22 protein-coding genes and 1 pseudogene are annotated in these 19,992 nt (G+C 54.0%); 10 read left to right on the forward strand and 13 right to left on the reverse strand.

What is annotated here, in order from left to right:
- The first annotated feature begins 7 nt into the window (after window positions 1-7).
- Both aaeB and HP572_RS21770 read left to right on the forward strand, forming a co-directional pair.
- On the forward strand, window positions 8-1,996 hold the full coding sequence (aaeB, locus tag HP572_RS21765) for a p-hydroxybenzoic acid efflux pump subunit AaeB (protein ID WP_240585804.1): 1,989 nt from the start codon (window positions 8-10) through the stop codon (window positions 1,994-1,996).
- Between the two features lie 139 nt (window positions 1,997-2,135).
- Window positions 2,136-3,591, forward strand: a pseudogene (locus HP572_RS21770) (NAD-dependent succinate-semialdehyde dehydrogenase).
- A gap of 110 nt (window positions 3,592-3,701) precedes the next feature.
- Here the strand turns inward: HP572_RS21770 and yjgA are convergent.
- Complete coding sequence (yjgA, locus tag HP572_RS21775; RefSeq protein ID WP_205554199.1) at window positions 3,702-4,253, reverse strand: ribosome biogenesis factor YjgA; 552 nt, start codon at window positions 4,251-4,253, stop codon at window positions 3,702-3,704.
- Between the two features lie 296 nt (window positions 4,254-4,549).
- Between yjgA and pmbA the strand changes: the two genes are divergently transcribed.
- Complete coding sequence (gene pmbA, locus HP572_RS21780) at window positions 4,550-5,890, forward strand: metalloprotease PmbA (RefSeq protein ID WP_010681570.1); 1,341 nt, start codon at window positions 4,550-4,552, stop codon at window positions 5,888-5,890.
- Window positions 5,891-5,975: 85 nt separating this feature from the next.
- Here the strand turns inward: pmbA and rnk are convergent, their stop codons facing one another.
- From rnk to HP572_RS21840, 12 genes are all read right to left on the reverse strand, one after another.
- The gene (gene rnk, locus HP572_RS21785; RefSeq protein ID WP_014913850.1) at window positions 5,976-6,386 is read right to left on the reverse strand and encodes a nucleoside diphosphate kinase regulator; all 411 of its coding nucleotides are present in this window, start codon (window positions 6,384-6,386) and stop codon (window positions 5,976-5,978) included.
- A 175-nt stretch (window positions 6,387-6,561) separates the two neighbouring features.
- Window positions 6,562-6,834, reverse strand: coding sequence for a PTS phosphocarrier protein NPr (gene npr, locus HP572_RS21790; protein WP_010296626.1), 273 nt, complete (start codon window positions 6,832-6,834; stop codon window positions 6,562-6,564).
- Between the two features lie 31 nt (window positions 6,835-6,865).
- A complete protein-coding gene (rapZ, locus tag HP572_RS21795; protein WP_010296630.1) occupies window positions 6,866-7,723 on the reverse strand; it encodes an RNase adapter RapZ in 858 nt (285 codons plus the stop codon).
- A 160-nt stretch (window positions 7,724-7,883) separates the two neighbouring features.
- Window positions 7,884-8,357 (reverse strand): PTS IIA-like nitrogen regulatory protein PtsN, encoded by a 474-nt coding sequence (gene ptsN, locus HP572_RS21800; RefSeq protein WP_240585805.1) that lies wholly within the window; start codon window positions 8,355-8,357, stop codon window positions 7,884-7,886.
- A 95-nt stretch (window positions 8,358-8,452) separates the two neighbouring features.
- The gene (gene hpf, locus HP572_RS21805; protein ID WP_010296634.1) at window positions 8,453-8,740 is read right to left on the reverse strand and encodes a ribosome hibernation promoting factor; all 288 of its coding nucleotides are present in this window, start codon (window positions 8,738-8,740) and stop codon (window positions 8,453-8,455) included.
- A gap of 23 nt (window positions 8,741-8,763) precedes the next feature.
- On the reverse strand, window positions 8,764-10,197 hold the full coding sequence (gene rpoN / locus HP572_RS21810; RefSeq protein WP_240584315.1) for an RNA polymerase factor sigma-54: 1,434 nt from the start codon (window positions 10,195-10,197) through the stop codon (window positions 8,764-8,766).
- Between the two features lie 49 nt (window positions 10,198-10,246).
- Window positions 10,247-10,972: an LPS export ABC transporter ATP-binding protein gene (gene lptB / locus HP572_RS21815; protein WP_010296638.1), complete on the reverse strand. Its 726-nt coding sequence runs from the start codon at window positions 10,970-10,972 to the stop codon at window positions 10,247-10,249.
- A gap of 3 nt (window positions 10,973-10,975) precedes the next feature.
- Window positions 10,976-11,548, reverse strand: coding sequence for a lipopolysaccharide ABC transporter substrate-binding protein LptA (gene lptA, locus HP572_RS21820; RefSeq protein ID WP_039535302.1), 573 nt, complete (start codon window positions 11,546-11,548; stop codon window positions 10,976-10,978).
- Entirely contained in the window at window positions 11,529-12,095 is a 567-nt protein-coding gene (gene lptC, locus HP572_RS21825) for an LPS export ABC transporter periplasmic protein LptC (RefSeq protein WP_075277779.1), read from the reverse strand. Before lptC ends, lptA begins: the two co-directional genes overlap by 20 nt.
- A complete protein-coding gene (kdsC, locus tag HP572_RS21830) occupies window positions 12,092-12,658 on the reverse strand; it encodes a 3-deoxy-manno-octulosonate-8-phosphatase KdsC (protein ID WP_010296644.1) in 567 nt (188 codons plus the stop codon). The genes lptC and kdsC overlap by 4 nt, the downstream gene beginning before the upstream one ends.
- A gap of 19 nt (window positions 12,659-12,677) precedes the next feature.
- The gene (gene kdsD / locus HP572_RS21835; RefSeq protein ID WP_095993453.1) at window positions 12,678-13,751 is read right to left on the reverse strand and encodes an arabinose-5-phosphate isomerase KdsD; all 1,074 of its coding nucleotides are present in this window, start codon (window positions 13,749-13,751) and stop codon (window positions 12,678-12,680) included.
- A gap of 55 nt (window positions 13,752-13,806) precedes the next feature.
- Window positions 13,807-14,772: a calcium/sodium antiporter gene (locus HP572_RS21840; protein ID WP_240584316.1), complete on the reverse strand. Its 966-nt coding sequence runs from the start codon at window positions 14,770-14,772 to the stop codon at window positions 13,807-13,809.
- 289 nt (window positions 14,773-15,061) lie between these two features.
- Here HP572_RS21840 and mlaF point away from each other — a divergent pair, with 289 nt between their 5' ends.
- The 7 genes from mlaF (at window position 15,062) to murA (ending at window position 19,916) form a co-directional block, all read left to right on the forward strand.
- Window positions 15,062-15,874: a phospholipid ABC transporter ATP-binding protein MlaF gene (gene mlaF, locus HP572_RS21845; protein ID WP_039279090.1), complete on the forward strand. Its 813-nt coding sequence runs from the start codon at window positions 15,062-15,064 to the stop codon at window positions 15,872-15,874.
- 7 nt (window positions 15,875-15,881) lie between these two features.
- Window positions 15,882-16,664, forward strand: a complete 783-nt coding sequence (mlaE, locus tag HP572_RS21850) for a lipid asymmetry maintenance ABC transporter permease subunit MlaE (protein WP_205554175.1) — start codon at window positions 15,882-15,884, stop codon at window positions 16,662-16,664.
- A 4-nt stretch (window positions 16,665-16,668) separates the two neighbouring features.
- Window positions 16,669-17,235, forward strand: a complete 567-nt coding sequence (gene mlaD, locus HP572_RS21855) for an outer membrane lipid asymmetry maintenance protein MlaD (protein WP_205554173.1) — start codon at window positions 16,669-16,671, stop codon at window positions 17,233-17,235.
- Between the two features lie 12 nt (window positions 17,236-17,247).
- Window positions 17,248-17,877, forward strand: a complete 630-nt coding sequence (mlaC, locus tag HP572_RS21860) for a phospholipid-binding protein MlaC (RefSeq protein ID WP_240584317.1) — start codon at window positions 17,248-17,250, stop codon at window positions 17,875-17,877.
- A 13-nt stretch (window positions 17,878-17,890) separates the two neighbouring features.
- Window positions 17,891-18,181: a lipid asymmetry maintenance protein MlaB gene (mlaB, locus tag HP572_RS21865; RefSeq protein WP_240584318.1), complete on the forward strand. Its 291-nt coding sequence runs from the start codon at window positions 17,891-17,893 to the stop codon at window positions 18,179-18,181.
- A 134-nt stretch (window positions 18,182-18,315) separates the two neighbouring features.
- Window positions 18,316-18,570: a BolA family iron metabolism protein IbaG gene (ibaG, locus tag HP572_RS21870; RefSeq protein ID WP_010280170.1), complete on the forward strand. Its 255-nt coding sequence runs from the start codon at window positions 18,316-18,318 to the stop codon at window positions 18,568-18,570.
- A gap of 83 nt (window positions 18,571-18,653) precedes the next feature.
- Window positions 18,654-19,916, forward strand: coding sequence for a UDP-N-acetylglucosamine 1-carboxyvinyltransferase (gene murA, locus HP572_RS21875; protein WP_010296664.1), 1,263 nt, complete (start codon window positions 18,654-18,656; stop codon window positions 19,914-19,916).
- Window positions 19,917-19,992 lie beyond the last annotated feature (76 nt).

Below are 19,992 nucleotides of genomic sequence, written 5' to 3' on the forward strand. Positions count from 1 at the left end.
GGCGATGATGAAAACTCCGTCGCTAACAGGCGCTATGTTCTTTACGACGCCACAGTTTGCGCGCCTTCGCTTCGCTTTCAAACTGAGCTTCGCGATTGTGCTGTCCCTGTTTCTGGGCTTCCATCTCCAGTTGGAAACGCCGCGCTGGTCGGTGCTGACGGCGGCGATTGTCGCCGCGGGTCCAGCGTTTGCTGCGGGCGGTGAGCCATTTTCTGGCGCCATTCGCCATCGTGGCATGCTACGCGTTGTCGGCACCTTTATCGGTTGTATCGGCGCACTTGTCATCATTATCGCTACCGTTCGTGCACCGGTTGTGATGTTGATGCTGTGCTGTATTTGGGCGGGCTTCTGCACCTGGGTTTCCTCGCTGGTTAAAGTCGAAAATGCCTATGTGTTCGGGCTGGCGGGCTATACCGCGCTGATTATTATTGTGTCGACACAGGGGACACCGCTGCTGACGCCGCAGTTTGCCGTGGAACGCTGTAGCGAGATTGTGTTGGGCATCGTCTGTGCGATTCTGGCGGATTTACTGTTCTCGCCGCGCTCGATCAAGCAGGATGTCGACCGCAGTATCGGTGAGCTATTGGTGGATCAGTATCGGTTACTGCAACTCTGCATGAGCGGGGCGGAGAAAGACGCAATAGACAAGGCATGGCACGCGCTGGTGCGCAAAACAACCGCGCTAAACGGCATGCACAGCAGCCTGATGTTGGAGTCCTCGCGCTGGCAGAACAGCAATCGCCGCTTAACGTCGCTGCATACGCAATCGCTCACGATGATTACACAGGCGTGTGAAACCTACCTGATTTTGCAGGACGCCCCGACTCCCGTAAAAAGCAGCCTGAAACAAGTGTTGGATCAGCCTGTTGAGTCGTTTCGCGACGTGCATTGCCGTGTGAAAACATTGCGCCAGCTGATTGCGGCGGACAGCCGTGACGTGCCGCCGATGCTGAGTAGTTGGGTCGGCGCGGCGACGCGCTACCTGCTGTTGGCGAAGGGCGTGCAGACCAACCGGCGTATCAATACGATTGAAGCTGACGTGCTGAACAGTGAAGTGGAAATTAAAGCACCATCAGCCGAAACGCATCACGCCATGATTAATGGCTTACGCACTGGCGTAGCGACGGCGTTAGGCTGTCTGTTCTGGCTGAGCACTGGCTGGACTTCTGGCAGCGTGTGTATGGTGATGATTGCGGTGGTGACCTCGCTTGCCATGCGGTTGCCGAACCCGCAGATGATGGCGAAGGATTTTCTTTTCGGGACGATCTACGCGCTGCCGCTGGGGGCGCTGATGTTCATGTTTATCATACCGTCAACGCAGCAAAGTATGCTGCTGCTGTGCCTGAGTCTGGGGGCAATGGCTTTCTTTCTCGGCCTTGAAGTACAAAAACGTCGACTCGGCTCACTGGGTGCACTGGCCAGTACGATCAATATTCTGGTGTTGGATAACCCGATGACGTTCAACGTCAGTCAGTTTCTGGACAGTGCGATTGGCCAGATCATCGGTTGTTTTCTGGCGTTGATGGTGATCCTGTTAATCCGGGATAACACCAAGGCACACACGGGGAGAACGCTGCTGAACCGCTTTGTGTATGGCGCGGTCTCGGCGCTGACGACCAACACGGCGCGTCGCAAGGAAAACCACCTGCCAGCGCTGTATCAACAGCTGTTCCTGCTGCTGAGCCGCTTCCCTGACGATATTGCCAAGTATCGTCTCGCATTGTGGCTAATCATCATGCACCAGCGTCTGAGAACGCTGGATATTCCGCAAAACGCGGCGCTCTCTGCCTTTCATCGCCAGATTCGTGCAACGGCGGAGCAGGTGATTTCGGCCCGACGCGATAGCACGCGCAGCCGCTATTTCACGCAGCTGTTGGACGAGCTTGAACTCTATCAGCAGATGCTGGCAGAACAGCAGCTACCGCCGAGCGTAACAGTGCCTGTCGGGCGATTGACCGGGATCCTGCGTGACTATCAGCATGCGCTGAGCAACTAATCTCAGTGGGCGAGGTGGAACGGTAACTCTGACGATTAATCCGAGAGTACCGCAGCCTCCGCCCATCACTTCTATACTGAATTATCTATAGCTTCCCTCATAACGTCATGGAATATGACCCTTTTCAGGAGGTAACACGATGTCAGGACAAAATCTGCAGAATCATGAACTGTTTAAAACGGGCTACTTTGCTGCGGGGAAATGGCAGCAGAGCGGCGCGACCTTCGAGGTCGTGAATCCGGCGACGGGCGAGTCGATTGCCAGCGTGGCGAAAGCGGGAAAGAAAGAGACGCAGGTGGCGATTGACGCCGCCTATGCCGCCTTTCCTGCCTGGAAGCGTAAAACCGCGAAGGAGCGTTCTGAAATTCTGTACCGCTGGTACGAACTGATTCTGGAAAATAAACGCTATCTGGCGGAGTTGATGACCGCCGAGCAGGGCAAGCCCGTGCAGGAAGCCGAAGGCGAAGTTGTTTACGCGGCGAATTTCATTCAGTGGTTTGCTGAGCAGGGCAAGCGGGCGAACGGTGAGATTATTCCGCCGGCTAAGCCCGGATCGAAGATTTACGCCACGCGTGAACCCGTTGGGGTCGTTGTCGCCATTACACCGTGGAATTTCCCGCTGGCGATGTTGACGCGTAAGCTGGGGCCGGCGCTGGCCGCGGGATGTACCGGCGTCATCAAACCTGCGAACAACACGCCGCTGTCTGCGTTTGCCCTGTTGGCGCTGGCGCAGCAGGCGGGTGTGCCGGATGGCGTACTCAACGGCGTGGCGGGCGATACGCAGGCGATCAGCGATACCGTTATGGCGAGCGATAAAGTGCGCAAAATTTCCTTCACCGGCTCGACGGAAGTAGGGAAAACGCTGGTGCGCAACGCCGCAGAGACCATGAAGAAAGTGTCGATGGAACTGGGTGGCAACGCGCCTTATGTCGTGTTTGATGACGCGGATATTCAGGCTGCAGTGAAAGGCGCGATAGCTAACCGTTTCCGTAACGCGGGTCAGGTTTGTGTCAGTGCCAACCGATTTTATATTCAGGATGGCGTCTACGATGAGTTTGTCTCTCAGCTCGCGGAAGAAGTGAAGAAGCTGAAAGTCGGCAACGGTATGGATGACGGCGTTGTACTCGGTCCGCTGATTGACGATGCTGCGGTCGAGAAGGTAGAAAAGCACGTCAATGATGCGGTGGAAAAGGGTGGCAAGGCGCTGGTCGGTGGTAAACGGCACAAGCTGGGCCATAGCTTCTTTGAGCCGACGGTGATTGTTGATGCCAACGAAGCGATGCTGCTGGCACAGGAAGAAACGTTTGGTCCGGTCGCGCCTTGTTTCCGTTTCAAAACGGAAGAAGAGGTGATTCAGCGCGCCATACAATACGCCGTTTGGGCTGGCCGCCTACTTCTACAGCCAGAATTTGCAGCGTGTGTTCCGCGTGGCAGAAGCGCTGGAGAGCGGCATGGTTGGCATTAACGAATGCGCGGTTTCAACCGAATTAGCCCCCTTCGGCGGCGTGAAAGAGTCAGGATTAGGGCGCGAAGGCTCGGTTCTGGGGCTGGACGAGTTTCTGGAAGTGAAAACCTGGCATTTGGGCGGGTTGTGATCTGAAGGGGGTGTTGCGATCGGAATTGATCGAATCCGATTGAATACCGATAAGACAGTATAGGTAATACGTGGGATGAGTGAGGCATGCTCCTCATCCCACGATCGCCGTTAGTCTTTGGTTTCAGCCAGCTCGCGCAGATACTGGAAGATCTGGCGGGCAGATTTCGGTGGCTTATTCGTTGCTTTCTCTTTCTGCGCATTCCGCACCAGAGAACGTAACTGCTGACGGTCAGCGTGAGGATACAGCGCCAGAATATCGGGGACCACATCGTCACCCTCTTCAATCAGACGGTCGCGCAGCTGTTCCAGTTTGTGGAATAACGCGACCTGCTGATTATGACGGTTGTTCAGCTTATCCAGCGCGGTTTGGATCGGCTCTGGATCGCGGGCGCGCAGCATTTTACCAATCAGCTGTAGCTGACGGCGGCGGCCTTCTTTCTTGATCCGCTGCGCCAGTTCCACCGCCGCACGCAGATCGTCGTCCAGCGGGATCTTCTCCAGGGCGTTTTTACCCAGATCGACCAGTTCCGCGCCGAGATCTTTCAGCGCTTCGGCATCGCGCTTTATTTCACTTTTGCTGACCCAGATAATTTCATCATCTTCGTCGTCTTCTTGGTTATCGGGGACGTCATTCAGCCAGTCTTCGTACTTTTGCTTCATGGTTGGCTCCTAAAAAGTGTCCAGGAGCAATTCGTAACGCTACGCGTAGCGGCTCCGGGATGGTGAACAGCGTGCCCACCAGAAAAAAGAGGCTGATACTAACAGGTTTTGGGCTTTGTGCGAAATTGTCCGTAGATCCTGTTAGACTAGAAAGCATTATGCTACACCATTTTATGCTCCTCATACTTCACGTTACCTGCGTGTTGGCTGCGCGAAGTATAGAGAGTATACGCCCCTTTCGTGCTCGTTGCGGGGATGATGATGGTGAGCTTTCTTCCACTCATTATGGCAGAACAATGACGATAACTACTCAGGTTGCAGAGCAGCGTAAAGCGCTGGAGCTCGCGGTTGCTCAGGCGCTGGAACTGGCGCGTGCCGGTTCTGATGCGGCAGAAGTCGCGGTGTCAAAAACGACGGGCATTAGCGTCAGTACCCGTTATGGTGATGTTGAAAATGTTGAATTCAACAGCGATGGCGCGTTGGGCATTACGGTTTATCACCAACAGCGTAAAGGCAGCGCATCGTCTACCGATCTCAGCCCGGATGCGATAGCCCGTACCGTACAGGCCGCGCTGGATATTGCTCGTTATACCTCTGTCGATCCTTTTGCTGGCCCGGCGGATCGCGATCTTCTGGCGTTCGACGCGCCGGATCTGGATCTGTTCCACCCAACCGAGCTGGATGCGGATCGCGGCATTGAATTAGCCGCTCGCGCAGAGCAGGCCGCCTTACAGGCTGATAAGCGTATTACCAACACCGAAGGCGGCAGCTTTAACAGCCACTACGGCGTTAAGGTATTCGGCAATAGCCACGGTCTGCTGAAAAGTTACTGCTCTAGCCGCCACTCCATGTCCAGCTGTGTGATTGCCGAAGTAAATGGCGATATGGAGCGGGACTATGCCTACACCGTCGGCCGTGCGCTGGATGACTTGCGCAGCCCGGAATGGGTCGGTGAAGAGTGCGCACGCCGCACGTTATCCCGTCTGTCCCCGCGTAAACTGCCGACCATGCAGGCACCGGTGATGTTTTCTGCGGAAGTGGCGACGGGTCTGTTTGGCCATTTGGTTGGCGCCATCAGCGGCGGCAGCGTTTATCGTAAATCCACTTTCCTGCTGGATAAGCTGGGTCAGCAGATTTTGCCGGAGTGGCTGACGATTGAGGAACAGCCGCATCTGCTGAGAGGGCTGGCCTCTACACCGTTCGACAGCGAAGGCGTGCGGACGCAGGCGCGTGACATTGTGAAGGCGGGCGTGTTGCAGACCTGGCTCATGACAAGCTACTCCGCGCGTAAGTTGGGAATGCAGAGCACCGGCCATGCGGGTGGCATCCATAACTGGCGGATTGCCGGACAGGGTCTGGATTTCAACGGTATGTTGAAACAGATGGGCAAAGGCCTGCTGGTGACCGAACTGATGGGGCAGGGTGTGAGCGGTGTGACGGGGGATTATTCCCGTGGTGCATCCGGCTTCTGGGTCGAAAACGGCGAAATTCAGTATCCGGTCAGCGAGATTACCATCGCGGGTAACCTGAAAGACATGCTGCGTAATATTGTGACGGTGGGGAACGATATCGAAACCCGCAGCAATATCCAGTGTGGTTCCGTGTTGCTGCCAGAGATGAAGATCGCAGGGGAATAAGCCTGCTCTTTGTGAATAACCGTCGCCGTCGGCAGTGTCCGACGGCTGTTACTCTATGTCGATATTGGCATCGTACCTTGCTGGTTTAGCGGTGGTACTCGCCTGCGGCTTCTGGCTGATAGAGTAGTTCTAGTACTTCAATTCGCGTTTCTTCACCGTTTGGCAACTGCCAGGTGATCGAATTTCCCACATGCATTCCCAATAGTGCCGCGCCCAGCGGAGCCATCACCGACAGCGGTTCCTGACTGTCCTTCACCGCGGCCGGATAAACCAGCGTGCGGATGTGCTCTTCGTTGGTATTCAGATCGCGGAAACGCACCCGACTATTCATGGTGACGACATGTGAGGGAATTGATGCCGAAGGCAGAATGTCCGCCCGATCCAGCTCCTCATTCAACGCCTGTGCGATATCGCTGTCCGCAAAGGCGGGCTGCTCCAATAACATATCCAGACGTTCTGCATCCAATTCACTGATTGTCAGGTTAGGTTTCGTCATACTCCTCTCCAGTTGGTATTTTCAGATGATATAAAAATAACCCCCCGCACCCAAAGGAGCAGGGGGTATAAGAAAATATTATGATTTATAGAGGTAGATAGTAGGAGGTTCGGGGAGGAAAGTGAAGCGATCCTTGTCACGAAGGCTGGCAGATACCCGTCATACAAGGAAATCGCTAGTCTTCGTCGAACCCGGCTTCGAATAGCCCGATGACGGCGGCAAGCGCCTGTTCTTCATCTGGGCCCGTCGCTTCTACCTCGATGAGCCGCCCTTTCGCCGAGTCCAGCATTAGCATAGCAATCACGCTGCTGGCTTCGGCTTCGGTGCCGCTGTCATTACGCAGAATCACTTCTGCATCAAAGCTCTGCACCAGCTCGAACAGCTTCATGGCTGGGCGAGCGTGCATGCCCAGCTTGTTTTTGATTTCAACCGTTTGCCGGACTGTCATAGGTTACCTGATTGTACTGGTTTGCCGACGATTACGAGGGTTTACGTTTTTCCAGCGTACGGTGGCGCGACTGCACGTTCTTACCGCGTGAGCGGAAGTAGTCTGCCAGCTGTTCGGCGACGTAGACGGAACGGTGTTTACCGCCGGTACAGCCAATGGCGACAGTCAGGTAGCTGCGGTTATTGGTTTCCAGCATCGGCAGCCACAGTTCCAGATAGCTGCGGGTCTGGTAGATGAAGTTGTGAACTTCGGTGTGCCGGTCGAGGAAGGATGCAACGGGCTTATCCAGACCGGTCATCGGGCGCAGTTTCGGATCCCAATGCGGGTTCGGTAGGAAGCGCACGTCAAAGACGTAATCCGCATCGATAGGGATACCGTGTTTGAAGCCGAACGATTCGAACACCATCGTGAGCTCGCGTTCTCGCTTGCCGAGCAGTCGGGTACGCAGCATTTCGGCCAGTTCATGTACCGACATCTCTGAGGTGTCGATAATCAGGTCGGCGCGTGAACGCAGCGGCTCCAGCAGGTCGCTTTCTTCATCAATGGCGCTTTCCAGTGACAAATTCTTGCTGGAGAGCGGGTGAAGGCGACGGGTGTCGCTGTAGCGACGAATCAGCGTATTGCGATCGGCATCCAGAAACAGCAGTTGAGGCGAGAAGCTGGGCGGCAGTTGCTCCATGGCATGCTCGAAGATCTCTGGTGATTCCGGCATATTGCGCACGTCAATGCTGACTGCTGCGGAAATGTTACGTGCCGCAAGCGTATTAGCCAGTTCTGGCAGTAGAACCACTGGCAGGTTATCTACGCAGTAGAACCCCATATCTTCCAGTGCGCGCAGGGCGACAGATTTTCCTGAACCTGAGCGACCACTGACAATCATCAGCACCATCTGACGACTCCCCTCTGGCAATGTGATGGCGAATTTTCATTGCCACTGTTTTTATAAAGTGATGTATAGCTAAAAAAATGACGGCTTAGCGCATGGATTGCAAGCATTCTCTGAATCCACGGCGAATCGCCCGTCATCGTGAACATAACAACCATCCGGCTTAACCGGCTTCCGTCATAATCTGGTACAGCTCTTCATCGCTTTGCGCCGCACGCAGGCGTCGGCAAACCGTTTTATCTGCCAGCCGCTTGGCAACAAGCGACAGGGTATGCAAATGGGTTTTACATTGTTCCGCTGGAACCAGCAAGGCAAAAAGCAGATCAACGGCCTGATTATCAATGGCATTGAAAGCGATCGGTTGCTCTAACTGGATGAAAACACCGATGGCACCCAGCGCATTATCGTCTTCCAGCTTACCGTGAGGAATGGCAATGCCGCCGCCGATTCCCGTGCTGCCCATCCGCTCCCGGGTCAGGATGGCATCAAAGATAATCTGCGAAGGAATGTTAAGCTGCCTGGCGGCCAGCTCACTGATAATTTCCAATGCCCGTTTCTTACTCTGGCAGTGGACGGTGCTTCGGGTGCACTCAGGACGTAATACGGTGCTGAGCTGCAATACGGGATCGTGGTTCATTTTATTTTCACTTAACGACGCTTTCACTTCTGGTGATCCCGACCCACCCGATGGATGGGCCGAGTTTGTCCTTTGCCAAGCGGCAAAGGAGAAAATTAGTGCTGCTTGAGTTTATCTTTATGCTTATTGAGCTGTCTCGCCAGCTTATCAATCAATAAATCTATCGCGGCGTACATATCTGCCGCCTCTGAGGTTGCATGCAGCTCGCCGCCATTAACGTGGAGCGTGGCCTCGGCAATTTGCTGAACTTTTTCCACTCTCAATACCACATTGACCTGATTAATCCGGTCAAAATACTGCTCTAATTTGGCAAACTTGCCATTCACAAAATCACGCAGTGGTTCGGTGATATCGATGTGGTGTCCGGTAATGTTGAGCTGCATAGTGTCTTCCTTCTCTGTTGAGATCAAACCAGTTGTTTACGCTGATTCGATGGTGGGATAGATAAAGACTCTCGGTATTTTGCCACGGTTCGACGCGCCACGATGATGCCCTGATCGGAGAGCAGTGCCGTAAGCTTGCTATCGCTCAGTGGCTTCACGGGGTTTTCCGCTGCAATAAGCTTCTTCACCAACGCGCGGATTGCCGTTGACGAGGCTTCTCCGCCGCTATCGGTATTAACGTGGCTGGAGAAGAAATATTTTAGCTCAAAAATGCCGCGTGGGCTGTGCAGGAACTTCTGTGTCGTCACGCGTGAGATGGTGGATTCATGCATATCCACCGCTTGAGCGATGTCTGCCAGTACCATGGGCTTCATGAATTCTTCGCCCTGCTCGAAGAAATCCTGCTGCTGCTCGACGATACAGCGGGTGACCTTCAGCAGCGTGTCATTGCGACTTTCCAGGCTTTTGATGAGCCAGCGCGCCTCTTGCAGATTGCTGCGGATAAACTGCCCGTCGCTGTCGTTGCGCGCGCTGTTACCCAGCGCGGCATACTGCTGGTTAATCTGCAACCGGGGAACGCTGTCGGTGTTCAGTTCGACGGCCCAGATCCCTTGAACTTTACGTACCAGCACGTCGGGAATCACGTATTCGGATTCACCGGTGTTGATCGATTGTCCCGGACGGGGATCGAGCGATTGGATCAGCGCCAGCGCTTCTTTCAGCACGTCTTCTTTCAGGCGCGTGATGCGGATCAGGCTGCGGAAATCGTGATTGGCTAACAGATCAAGATGATCGCTGACGATCAGACGCGCTTCGGCCAAGCGTGGCGTGTCGTCGACAAACTGGGAAAGCTGCACCAGCAGACAATCACGCAGATCGCGAGCGGCGACGCCAACGGGATCGAAGCGCTGCACGCGTTTGAGTACGGCTTCAACTTCTTCCAGCGTCACGTCGTCATCACCAATGCTGTCAAGAATGTCCTGCAGCGGTACGGTCAGGTAGCCGGTGTTGTCCACCGCATCGACGATAGAAGTCGCGATAGCCGCGTCGGTATCGGAAAACGGCGTTAGCTCAACCTGCCACATCAGGTAATCCTGAAGCGTTTGCGTGGTTTCGCCTTGGTAAATCGGCAGTTCTTCATCGCGATAGTCGGTGCCAGTGCCCGACGGCGTGCCTGCGGAGTAGATTTCATCCCAGGTCGCATCGAGCGGCAATTCTTCCGGCATGTCTCTTTGTTCGAGGGCTTCACCGGTATCCAGTGAATCGCTGTCTGCCTTTTCAAATGACTCGATTTCGTCGTGCTGATCCGTTTGTTCGAGCAACGGATTGCTTTCCAGCGCCAGTTGAATTTCCTGTTGCAATTCAAGCGTGGACAGTTGCAACAGGCGGATCGCCTGTTGGAGCTGTGGAGTCATGGCCAGTTGCTGGCTAAGCCTGAGTTGCAAACCTTGCTTCATAAATCGCGCTAACGTCCCATAAGTACTGCAAAGATAAAATATTACCCTATCAGAGTCGGAAGCCTTCGCCCAGATAGACGCGTTTCACCTGTTCATCGGCCAGAATGTCGGTCGGTGAACCGTGGGCGATCAGGTTGCCCTGACTCACGATGTAGGCTCGTTCACAGACATCAAGCGTTTCGCGGACGTTATGATCGGTAATCAACACGCCAAGCCCGCTGTCACGCAGATGCTCAATGATTTTTTTAATATCCAGTACGGAGATCGGGTCTACGCCCGCAAACGGTTCATCCAGCAGGATGAACTTCGGATTCGCTGCCAACGCACGCGCAATCTCTACGCGGCGTCTTTCTCCACCGGACAGCGATTGTCCCAGACTATCGCGCAAATGAATAATATGGAATTCTTCCATTAGTTCATTGGCACGATCTTCCTGCTGTTCGGTCGTCAGATCTTTACGGATCTGTAACACTGCCATCAGATTGTCATACACGCTTAAGCGACGGAAGATAGAGGCTTCCTGCGGCAGATAGCCGATACCGCGCAGCGCACGTTCGTGCAAAGGAAGCAGGCTGATGTCGTCATCGTCAATGACGATTCGTCCTTCATCACGCGGAACAATACCCACGACCATGTAGAACGTTGTTGTTTTGCCAGCACCGTTCGGCCCAAGCAGGCCGACGATTTCACCGGAATTCACGGTGAGACTGACGTTTTCCACGACCTTACGGCCTTTGTACGCCTTGGCTAGATTTTCTGCGGTTAATGTTGCCATAACTTATTCAGTGACCCGTGGTTGCGGTTGCTGAGAACGAGAAGGCTGGCTCTTGTTCTCTTTCTCCTGAAGCTGAGAAGGGACCAACACCGTCGTCACGCGTTTTCCTTTGTCGCTGGTCGCTTCCATCTGTTGCTGTTTCACCAGATAGGTGATGCGATCGCCTTTGACATTGCTGTCCTGCTGTTCCAGATAGGCATTGCCCGTTAGCACCAGAAAGTCTTTGGCCAGCTCGTAGCGGATTTTCTGCGCGTGACCTTTCACCGGTTTGCCGTTGTCCTGCATCTGGTAGAACGTCACGGGGTTGCCGTAACCTTCCACCACTTCACTGCCTTGCGTGCCTTGTGGACGCGTCACGACGACCTTGTCGGCTTTTACTTCAATCGTGCCTTGCTTCACGACAACATTACCGGTGAACGTCACCGTGTTGCCCTGCATGTCCAGAGATTGCTGTGCTGAATCAATGTGAATAGGTTGATTGCTATCGCCGGTTACGGCAAAAGCGGAAACGCTGACGGCGAACAGCGAGCTGGCGATCAGGGTGTTACGCATCAGATTATTGGTTTTGGATTTCATAAGAGGTTTTTACCTTTTCGATCAACTCGGCCGTTTTGTTACGCAGATTCCCGCGCATTTTCATTCCGCTTGACGTGAAGCTGGCGCCGTACAGGGTGACTTCATCATCGGAAGAGACGTCCTGCGTTACCAGATTCACCTGGGCATTATTCGTTGTGATGCGCTGAAGCTGTGCGTCTTTCGTCAGGCTATTCACCTCAACGTTGCCGTACAGATAGAGCATCTTGTCTTTTGTCAGCTTGGCGCGATCGGCGCGTACTGACCAGGTTGCTGTGCCTTGTTCATTGAACAGCGTGGCAACAGGCTTGGTAAACCAGCTCAACTGCTCGTCGTTGAAATATTCCGCTTTTTCCGAAATCAGTCTGTAGCTCAGCTTACCCGCAGGGCTGTATACCTGCGTGTTCGTCTTTTCGCTGGTATAAACCGGCACGGCGGGGTCGTTCGCATCCGGTGCCGCTACCGTGTCGTCATCCGCAATATTCCAGCCGATGAGGATAAGCACTAACAGGGCCAGAAAAGCGGTGAGCCAACGCTTGGTTTTACTCATATTGACAACCCTTTGGCATGCTCCAGCTTGTCCTGAGAGAACAGAATCAAATCACACAGCTCACGTACTGCGCCACGGCCTCCTGCAATGCGGGTGACATAATCTGCGCGTGGTAACAGCAGCGGGTGGGCGTCTGCCACGGCAACGCTCAGCCCGACTTGCGCCATCACTGGCCAGTCGATCATATCGTCGCCGATATACGCCACCTGATTTGCCGTTACTGACAGTTTATCCAACAGATCGTTGAAGGCCAAAACCTTATCCGATTGCCCCTGATAAAGATGGTTAATGCCCAGCGTCTTACACCGATCTTCCAGCAGTTTTGCTGAACGCCCGGTAATGATGGCAACCTCAATATCGGACGTCAGCAAGCAGCGAATACCATAGCCGTCGCGGACGTTAAAGGCTTTCAGTTCTTCGCCGTGATTACCCATATAAATCAGACCATCTGACATCACGCCGTCAACGTCGCAAATTAACAGGCGAACCTCACGGGCTTTATCCAGTACCTGTTGATCGACAGGCCCATAGCAGGTATCGGTTTGCGCCCTGACTTCACTCATTCACTATTATCCTTTCTTTTTAAACCACGCCAGCCCGCAGCATATCGTGCATATGGACGATCCCGACCAGACGATCGTTTTCTGCCACCAGCACGGAGGTGATGTGGCGCGACTGCATCAGGTTAAGTGCATCCACCGCCAGCGTTTGCGGTGCGACCCGGATGCCGCCCGCGGTCATCACATCAGCAATGCGCGCGCTGTTCAAGTCAATATTCATGTCGAAGATGCGACGCAGGTCACCATCGGTAAAGATGCCCTGAATTTTCATATCCGCCTCGCAGATTACCGTCATACCCAGATTTTTGCGCGTAATTTCCACCAGCGCATCACGCAGCGAGGCATCGTGTGGGACATGGGGAATCTCATCGCCCGAATGCATGATATCGCTGACGCGCAGTAAAAGTTTGCGGCCGAGTGCGCCACCGGGGTGAGAAAGAGCGAAATCTTCGGCAGTAAAGCCGCGCGCCTGTAACAACGCCACGGCCAGCGCGTCGCCCATGACCAGCGTTGCGGTAGTGCTGGTGGTGGGTGCCAGACCGAGCGGGCAGGCTTCCTGCGGGACGTGAACGCACAGGTGAATATCCGCCGCCTTACCCATCGTGCTTTCTGGTGCGCTGGTCATGCAGATCAGGAACACTTTCTGACGTTTCAGCACCGGAATCAGCGACAGAATTTCATGGGATTCGCCGGAGTTGGAAATGGCGATCACGATATCGTGGGGCGTCACCATGCCGAGGTCACCGTGGCTGGCTTCGCCTGGATGAACAAAAAAAGCAGGCGTACCGGTGCTGGCGAAGGTCGCGGCAATCTTACAGCCGATGTGGCCGGATTTGCCCATTCCCATCACCACCACTTTGCCCTGGCAATCGAATATCTTTTTGCAGGCGAGGGTAAAGTTGTCATCAATGTACTGGTCTAATTGCGCAAGCCCATCGCGCTCGATACTCAGTACCTGCTTGCCCGCTTGCTGGAAATCGAAATCTGCTGGTAGTTCATGAGCCTTTTGTCGCGTGTGATCGGCTTGTGGTGCATGATCGGATAGTGCACGGTCAGACTGCTGTTTTAGATGAGCATCTTGTTCAAACTGTGACATACCAATAGTCCTGATTATGATGAAAAACAGAGCGTCTTATGAAAAACAAAACTGCTTATGAAAAGCAAAATAGGGCCGTCAGATAGGCGATAAACGCGCAGCATAATAATGCGCCTGCGCCCTGTCCTATACGGCGTTTTTTGCTGAGGCACAGTGCGGTTAATAACACGCTCGCCGCCAGCATGACCCAATAGTCGCGCTGAAAAGCCAGAGGGTTCAGTGCGCCCGGCGAGAGCAGAGCAGGTACGCCCAGAACAATCGCAATATTAAAAATGTTCGAGCCAATCAGGTTGCCCAGCGCAATATCATCTTCTTTCTTCAGCGTCCCGACGATGGCGGTAGCAAGCTCAGGCAGGCTGGTGCCAATCGCCAATATGGTCAGCCCGATAGTCAACTCACTGACATCGAAGTAGCGTGCAATGACGGTGGCGTTATCCACCACCATACGGGCGGCCATGGGTAAAATAATCATGCCGAGAATCAACCACAGCACGGCGACCATCTGGCTGCTGTCATCCTGTGGGAGCTCCGCCAGCTGTTCGCGTGTCAGGCTATCGCCACCTTCCCGCTGCGCCTGTTGCGCCATGCGAAGTATCAACACCAGGCACAGAATGGCGGCAAAGAGCAGCATTATGCCGTCGGTGCGGCTCAGGTAGCTATCATGCAGTAAAACGCCACACAATAAAGTGACGGACAACATGAGCGGCAATTCCCGGCGCAGGATGGCCGAATGTACCGTCAGCGGCCGAATAAGCGCTGCGCTGCCGAGAATGAGTAAGATATTGGCGATATTAGAGCCGATAACATTACCGACGGCCATATCGTTCTGATCGTTTAAGGCGGCGGTAACGGAAACAATCAGCTCGGGTAGCGAGGTGCCGAAGCCGACAATGGTGATGCCGATGACGAAAGGAGGTAAGCCAAGAGAACGCGCAAGCACGGCGGCGCCATAGACAAGACGATCGGCACCGTAAACCAGTAGTAGCAAACCAACGAACAAGAGTAGTGTTGCAAAAAGCATGCAGCGTCCTTTAATAGGATATAATCACCGGCTTGTTGTCGAATAAGTCAGTATTTCTGGACGATTTTCGCACAAAAAGCATTTTCTGTGATGAGTGCTAATTCTGACGGTGCTTGGCGAAAAAGTAAAACCTGTCGCGATAAGTAAAACCCAGTAACGGTTTGTGCCGCCATTTTGGACAAGAACTGACGGTAAGTTTTTGTAAAACTCGCACCTTGATGAAAGCCAGCCGTTAGGCTGGAGTGAAAGACCTCTTTATGAGCGTACTGATGGGTAAGGAATGGAAATAATGAACCATGAGGCAACTAATCTGGTCGAGATCCGTGGTCTTAGCTTTCGGCGCGGAGAGCGAGAGATTTTTACGGACATCACGCTGAATGTGCCTAAAGGCAAGGTCACCGCGATCATGGGGCCTTCCGGTATCGGTAAAACCACGCTGTTGCGCCTGATTGGCGGACAGCTACCGCCAGACAGCGGCGAAATCTGGTTTGATGGTGAGAATATCCCGACGTTGTCGCGCAGTGAGTTGTACAACGCGCGCAAGAAAATGAGCATGTTGTTTCAGTCCGGTGCGTTATTCACCGATTTGAACGTGTTTGATAATGTCGCCTGGCCGCTGCGTGAACACACTAAACTGCCGGAAGAACTGTTGCGTAGCATCGTCATGATGAAGCTGGAAGCGGTGGGGCTACGCGGCGCGGCGAAACTGATGCCCGCGGAGCTTTCCGGCGGCATGGCGCGGCGCGCGGCGTTGGCGAGAGCCATCGCGCTTGACCCGCAGTTGATTATGTTTGATGAGCCTTTTGTCGGGCAAGACCCGATTACGCTCGGGACACTGGTGAAGCTCATCGACGAGTTGAATCATGCATTGGGCGTGACCTGCATTGTGGTTTCTCACGATGTGCCGGAGGTGATGAGCATTGCCGATTACGCGTATATCGTGGCCGATAAGCGGGTGATTGGGGAAGGGACAGCGGATCAACTGAGGGCAAACAATGACCCGCAGGTTCGTCAGTTCCTGGATGGTATCGCCGACGGGCCAGTGCCTTTCCGTTTTCCGGCGGGCGACTATAAAACGTCGCTGCTAGGTTCAGGGGGTTAACGCAGTCATGTTATTACGGACGTTGGCGTCGTTGGGGCGTCAGGGAATCTCCACCAGTGCCGCGTTTGGGCGCGCCGGGCTGATGCTGTTTAATGCATTGGTGGGTAAACCCGAATTCAGAAAACAGTGGCCGCTGTTGGTGAAACAGCTTTACAGCGTTGGCGTGCAGTCGCTGCTTATCATCATGGTTTCCGGCCTGTTTATCGGCATGGTGCTGGGGTTACAGGGCTATATCATCCTGACGACTTACAGCGCCGAGGCCAGCCTGGGCATGATGGTGGCGCTGTCGCTGCTGCGTGAACTCGGTCCGGTGGTGACGGCATTGCTGTTCGCGGGTCGTGCGGGTTCCGCGCTGACAGCGGAAATTGGCCTGATGAAGGCGACAGAACAGCTCTCCAGCATGGAGATGATGGCGGTCGATCCGCTGCGCCGCGTTGTCGCGCCGCGCTTCTGGGCGGGATTAATCAGTATGCCGCTGCTGGCGGTGATCTTTGTCGCGGTGGGCATTTGGGGCGGCGCGCTGGTCGGTGTGGACTGGAAAGGCATCGACAGCGGGTTCTTCTGGTCTGCCATGCAGGGCGCGGTTGACTGGCGTCAGGATGTCTTGAACTGCGTGATTAAAAGTATCGTATTTGCGATTACCGTGACCTGGATTGCACTGTTTAACGGCTATGACGCGATCCCGACGTCTGAAGGGATCAGCCGTGCAACGACCCGAACCGTCGTGCACTCGTCGTTAGCGGTACTGGGATTGGATTTTGTGCTGACAGCACTGATGTTTGGGAACTGAGTCGATGCAAACAAAGAAAACTGAAGTCTGGGTTGGTGTGTTTATGTTGATCGCGCTGGCTGCCATCCTCTTTTTATGCCTGAAAGTCGCCGATCTTAAATCGATCGGTAGCGAGCCGACGTATCGTCTGTATGCGACGTTTGACAACATTGGCGGGCTGAAAGCGCGTTCTCCGATCAGAATTGGCGGCGTGGTTGTTGGCCGCGTAGCGGATATTTCGCTGGACGAGAAAACGTACCTGCCGCGTGTGGCGATGGATATCCAGCAGCGCTACGATCATATTCCTGATACCAGCTCTCTGGCCATTCGCACCTCCGGCTTGCTGGGCGAACAGTATTTGTCGCTGAACATTGGGTTTGAAGATGAGGAAATGGGCACCGCGATCCTGAAAGACGGCGGTGTGATTCAGGACACCAAGTCAGCGATGGTGCTTGAAGATCTCATCGGTCAATTCCTATATAAGAGCGGTAGCAATAGCGAAGATAATGCCGGTCAATCAGGTTCGGAGCCGGGTGCCAATTCTGCGGCAACCCCTGAACACAACAACGAACCTGTTCCTTCACATCCATAAGAGGATATCTGCATGTTTAAACGTTTACTGATGGTGGCTTTACTGGTGGTCGCGCCATTAGCCAACGCGGCGGATCAAACGAATCCCTATCGTTTAATGAATGAAGCGGCGGAAAAAACTTTTGATCGTTTAAAGAACGAACAGCCAAGTATCAAACAAAACCCTGATTATTTGCGTACCGTCGTACGTGAAGAGCTGCTGCCGTATGTTCAGGTGAGATACGCCGGTGCGCTGGTTCTGGGTCGTTACTACAAAGATGCGACGCCGGCACAGCGTGATGCCTACTTCAAAGCGTTTGAAGCTTATCTGGAACAGGCTTACGGCCAGGCGCTGGCGATGTATAACGGGCAGACCTACCAGATCGCCCCTGAGAAACCGCTGGGTGATGCCGATATCGTTTCTATTCGCGTCACCATCATTGATAACGGTGGCCGTCCTCCGGTACGTCTGGATTTCCAATGGCGTAAGAACAGCAAAACCGGTAACTGGCAGGCGTACGACATGATTGCCGAAGGCGTCAGTATGATCACCACCAAGCAGAACGAGTGGGCGGCAATATTGCGTCAGAACGGCGTGGATGGCCTGACTAAACAGCTGGAATCCTCGGCGAAGCAGACCATCACGTTGGATCAGAAAAAGTAATTTGGGTACGAACATGGCGAACGCATTGAACTGGCAGGCACAGGACTCCACGCTGGCGTTAACGGGCGAGCTGGATCGTGAAACGCTGTTACCGTTCTGGCAGCAGCGTGAATCGTTGCTGGCGGGTAAAACCACGCTGGATGTGTCTGGATTAAACCGCGTTGATTCTGCCGGGTTAGCATTGCTGATGCACGTTTATCAGCAACCGTCTTCAGGCGGAGAGATAACGATTGTCGGTGCCAGCGATCGGCTAAAAACGCTCATTGCGCTCTATAACCTGAATGAAATCATTCCTGTGTCTTAAACGGTAACGCGGGTTACCGGATTCGCCCCTTTAGGCATCGTCTGAAGGGGCGTATTCTTTGTTTAAGATAGCGTCATATTCATCTAAGATACCTCCCTGTAAATCATCTCCCCCTGACATAGAAATCGAGAGCGATGGAAAATAACGAAATTAAAGACGTGCTGATGAACGCATTGGCACTGGAAGAAGCCCATGTTTCTGGTGATGGCAGCCATTTTCAGGTCATCGTAGTGGGCGGACTTTTTGCTGGAATGAGCCGAGTAAAAAAACAGCAGGCTGTTTATGCGCCGCTGATGGAGTACATCGCGGATAACCGTATTCATGCGCTGTCAATCAAGGCTTATACGCCGGAAGAGTGGCAACGCGACCGTAAACTGAACGGCTTCTAAGTCTTATTCCCCCTGCGAGTGGGAATAAACTGCCGGTATCAGTGTGACGACATATTGAATTAAGACATTGAGATACAAAGACTATGGATAAATTTCGTGTTCAGGGCCCAACCCGCTTAGCGGGGGAAGTGACCATTTCTGGCGCCAAGAATGCTGCGTTGCCCATCCTGTTCGCTGCGCTACTCGCAGAAGAACCGGTAGAAATTCAGAACGTACCGAAACTGCGTGATATTGATACCACCATGAAGCTGCTTGGTCAGTTGGGTGCGCGCGTTGAGCGTAACGGTTCCGTCCATGTGGATGCCAGCGATGTAAACGTGTTTTGTGCGCCGTACGATCTGGTGAAAACCATGCGCGCCTCTATTTGGGCTTTAGGGCCGCTGGTGGCGCGTTTTGGTCAAGGTCAGGTCTCGTTGCCCGGCGGCTGTGCGATTGGCGCGCGCCCGGTAGATTTGCACATTTACGGCCTTGAGCAGCTCGGTGCGCAGATCGTACTGGAAGAAGGCTATGTTAAAGCGACGGTTGATGGCCGCCTGAAAGGTGCGCACATCGTGATGGATAAAGTGAGCGTGGGCGCCACGGTCACCATCATGAGTGCGGCGACGCTGGCGGAAGGCACCACGATTATTGAGAACGCCGCGCGTGAACCAGAGATTGTCGATACGGCAAACTTCCTGAATACGCTGGGTGCGAAAATCAGCGGTGCAGGCACGGATAAAATCACCATTGAAGGCGTTGCGCGTCTGGGCGGCGGTGTCTACCGCGTGGTGCCTGACCGTATTGAAACCGGAACCTTCCTGGTCGCGGCTGCGGTATCTCGTGGTCAGATTATGTGTCGCAATACTCGTCCTGATACGCTGGATGCGGTATTGGCGAAGCTGCGCGAAGCGGGCGCGGAGATCGAAATTGGTGAAGACTGGATCAGTCTGGATATGCACGGTAAGCGTCCAAAAGCCGTTACCGTTCGCACGTCGCCACATCCGGGATTCCCGACCGATATGCAGGCGCAGTTCAGCCTGCTGAATCTGGTTGCGGAAGGGACGGGCGTGATTACCGAAACCATCTTCGAAAACCGCTTCATGCACGTGCCTGAGCTTATCCGTATGGGCGCACAGGCGGAAATTGAGAGCAACACGGTGATTTGCCACGGCGTTGATAAGCTGTCCGGTGCGCAGGTGATGGCGACCGACTTACGTGCGTCTGCCAGTCTGGTATTAGCCGGTTGTATCGCGGAAGGTGTGACGATAGTCGATCGTATTTATCACATCGATCGCGGCTATGACCGCATCGAAGATAAGCTGCGTGCGTTAGGTGCGAATATCGAGCGCGTGAAAGAGCACGAGTAAGCGTACCAACTGCTTTACCTTCACTATTAGGTTTGTCAGCCGGGTGGACTCCCACCCGGTTTCTTGTTTACCTGCC

It is taken from the genome of Pectobacterium sp. PL64 (genome assembly GCF_022477975.1).
In the GTDB taxonomy this organism is placed as follows: Bacteria; Pseudomonadota; Gammaproteobacteria; order Enterobacterales; family Enterobacteriaceae; genus Pectobacterium; species Pectobacterium jejuense.

Coding starts and splice junctions, on each gene's coding strand:
- aaeB (WP_240585804.1), top strand. CDS start 8: ATGAAAACTCCGTCGCTAACAGGCGCTATGTTCTTTACGACGCCACAG.
- yjgA (WP_205554199.1), bottom strand. CDS start 4,253: ATGAAGCAAAAGTACGAAGACTGGCTGAATGACGTCCCCGATAACCAA.
- pmbA (WP_010681570.1), top strand. CDS start 4,550: ATGACGATAACTACTCAGGTTGCAGAGCAGCGTAAAGCGCTGGAGCTC.
- rnk (WP_014913850.1), bottom strand. CDS start 6,386: ATGACGAAACCTAACCTGACAATCAGTGAATTGGATGCAGAACGTCTG.
- npr (WP_010296626.1), bottom strand. CDS start 6,834: ATGACAGTCCGGCAAACGGTTGAAATCAAAAACAAGCTGGGCATGCAC.
- rapZ (WP_010296630.1), bottom strand. CDS start 7,723: ATGGTGCTGATGATTGTCAGTGGTCGCTCAGGTTCAGGAAAATCTGTC.
- ptsN (WP_240585805.1), bottom strand. CDS start 8,357: ATGAACCACGATCCCGTATTGCAGCTCAGCACCGTATTACGTCCTGAG.
- hpf (WP_010296634.1), bottom strand. CDS start 8,740: ATGCAGCTCAACATTACCGGACACCACATCGATATCACCGAACCACTG.
- rpoN (WP_240584315.1), bottom strand. CDS start 10,197: ATGAAGCAAGGTTTGCAACTCAGGCTTAGCCAGCAACTGGCCATGACT.
- lptB (WP_010296638.1), bottom strand. CDS start 10,972: ATGGCAACATTAACCGCAGAAAATCTAGCCAAGGCGTACAAAGGCCGT.
- lptA (WP_039535302.1), bottom strand. CDS start 11,548: ATGAAATCCAAAACCAATAATCTGATGCGTAACACCCTGATCGCCAGC.
- lptC (WP_075277779.1), bottom strand. CDS start 12,095: ATGAGTAAAACCAAGCGTTGGCTCACCGCTTTTCTGGCCCTGTTAGTG.
- kdsC (WP_010296644.1), bottom strand. CDS start 12,658: ATGAGTGAAGTCAGGGCGCAAACCGATACCTGCTATGGGCCTGTCGAT.
- kdsD (WP_095993453.1), bottom strand. CDS start 13,751: ATGTCACAGTTTGAACAAGATGCTCATCTAAAACAGCAGTCTGACCGT.
- HP572_RS21840 (WP_240584316.1), bottom strand. CDS start 14,772: ATGCTTTTTGCAACACTACTCTTGTTCGTTGGTTTGCTACTACTGGTT.
- mlaF (WP_039279090.1), top strand. CDS start 15,062: ATGAACCATGAGGCAACTAATCTGGTCGAGATCCGTGGTCTTAGCTTT.
- mlaE (WP_205554175.1), top strand. CDS start 15,882: ATGTTATTACGGACGTTGGCGTCGTTGGGGCGTCAGGGAATCTCCACC.
- mlaD (WP_205554173.1), top strand. CDS start 16,669: ATGCAAACAAAGAAAACTGAAGTCTGGGTTGGTGTGTTTATGTTGATC.
- mlaC (WP_240584317.1), top strand. CDS start 17,248: ATGTTTAAACGTTTACTGATGGTGGCTTTACTGGTGGTCGCGCCATTA.
- mlaB (WP_240584318.1), top strand. CDS start 17,891: ATGGCGAACGCATTGAACTGGCAGGCACAGGACTCCACGCTGGCGTTA.
- ibaG (WP_010280170.1), top strand. CDS start 18,316: ATGGAAAATAACGAAATTAAAGACGTGCTGATGAACGCATTGGCACTG.
- murA (WP_010296664.1), top strand. CDS start 18,654: ATGGATAAATTTCGTGTTCAGGGCCCAACCCGCTTAGCGGGGGAAGTG.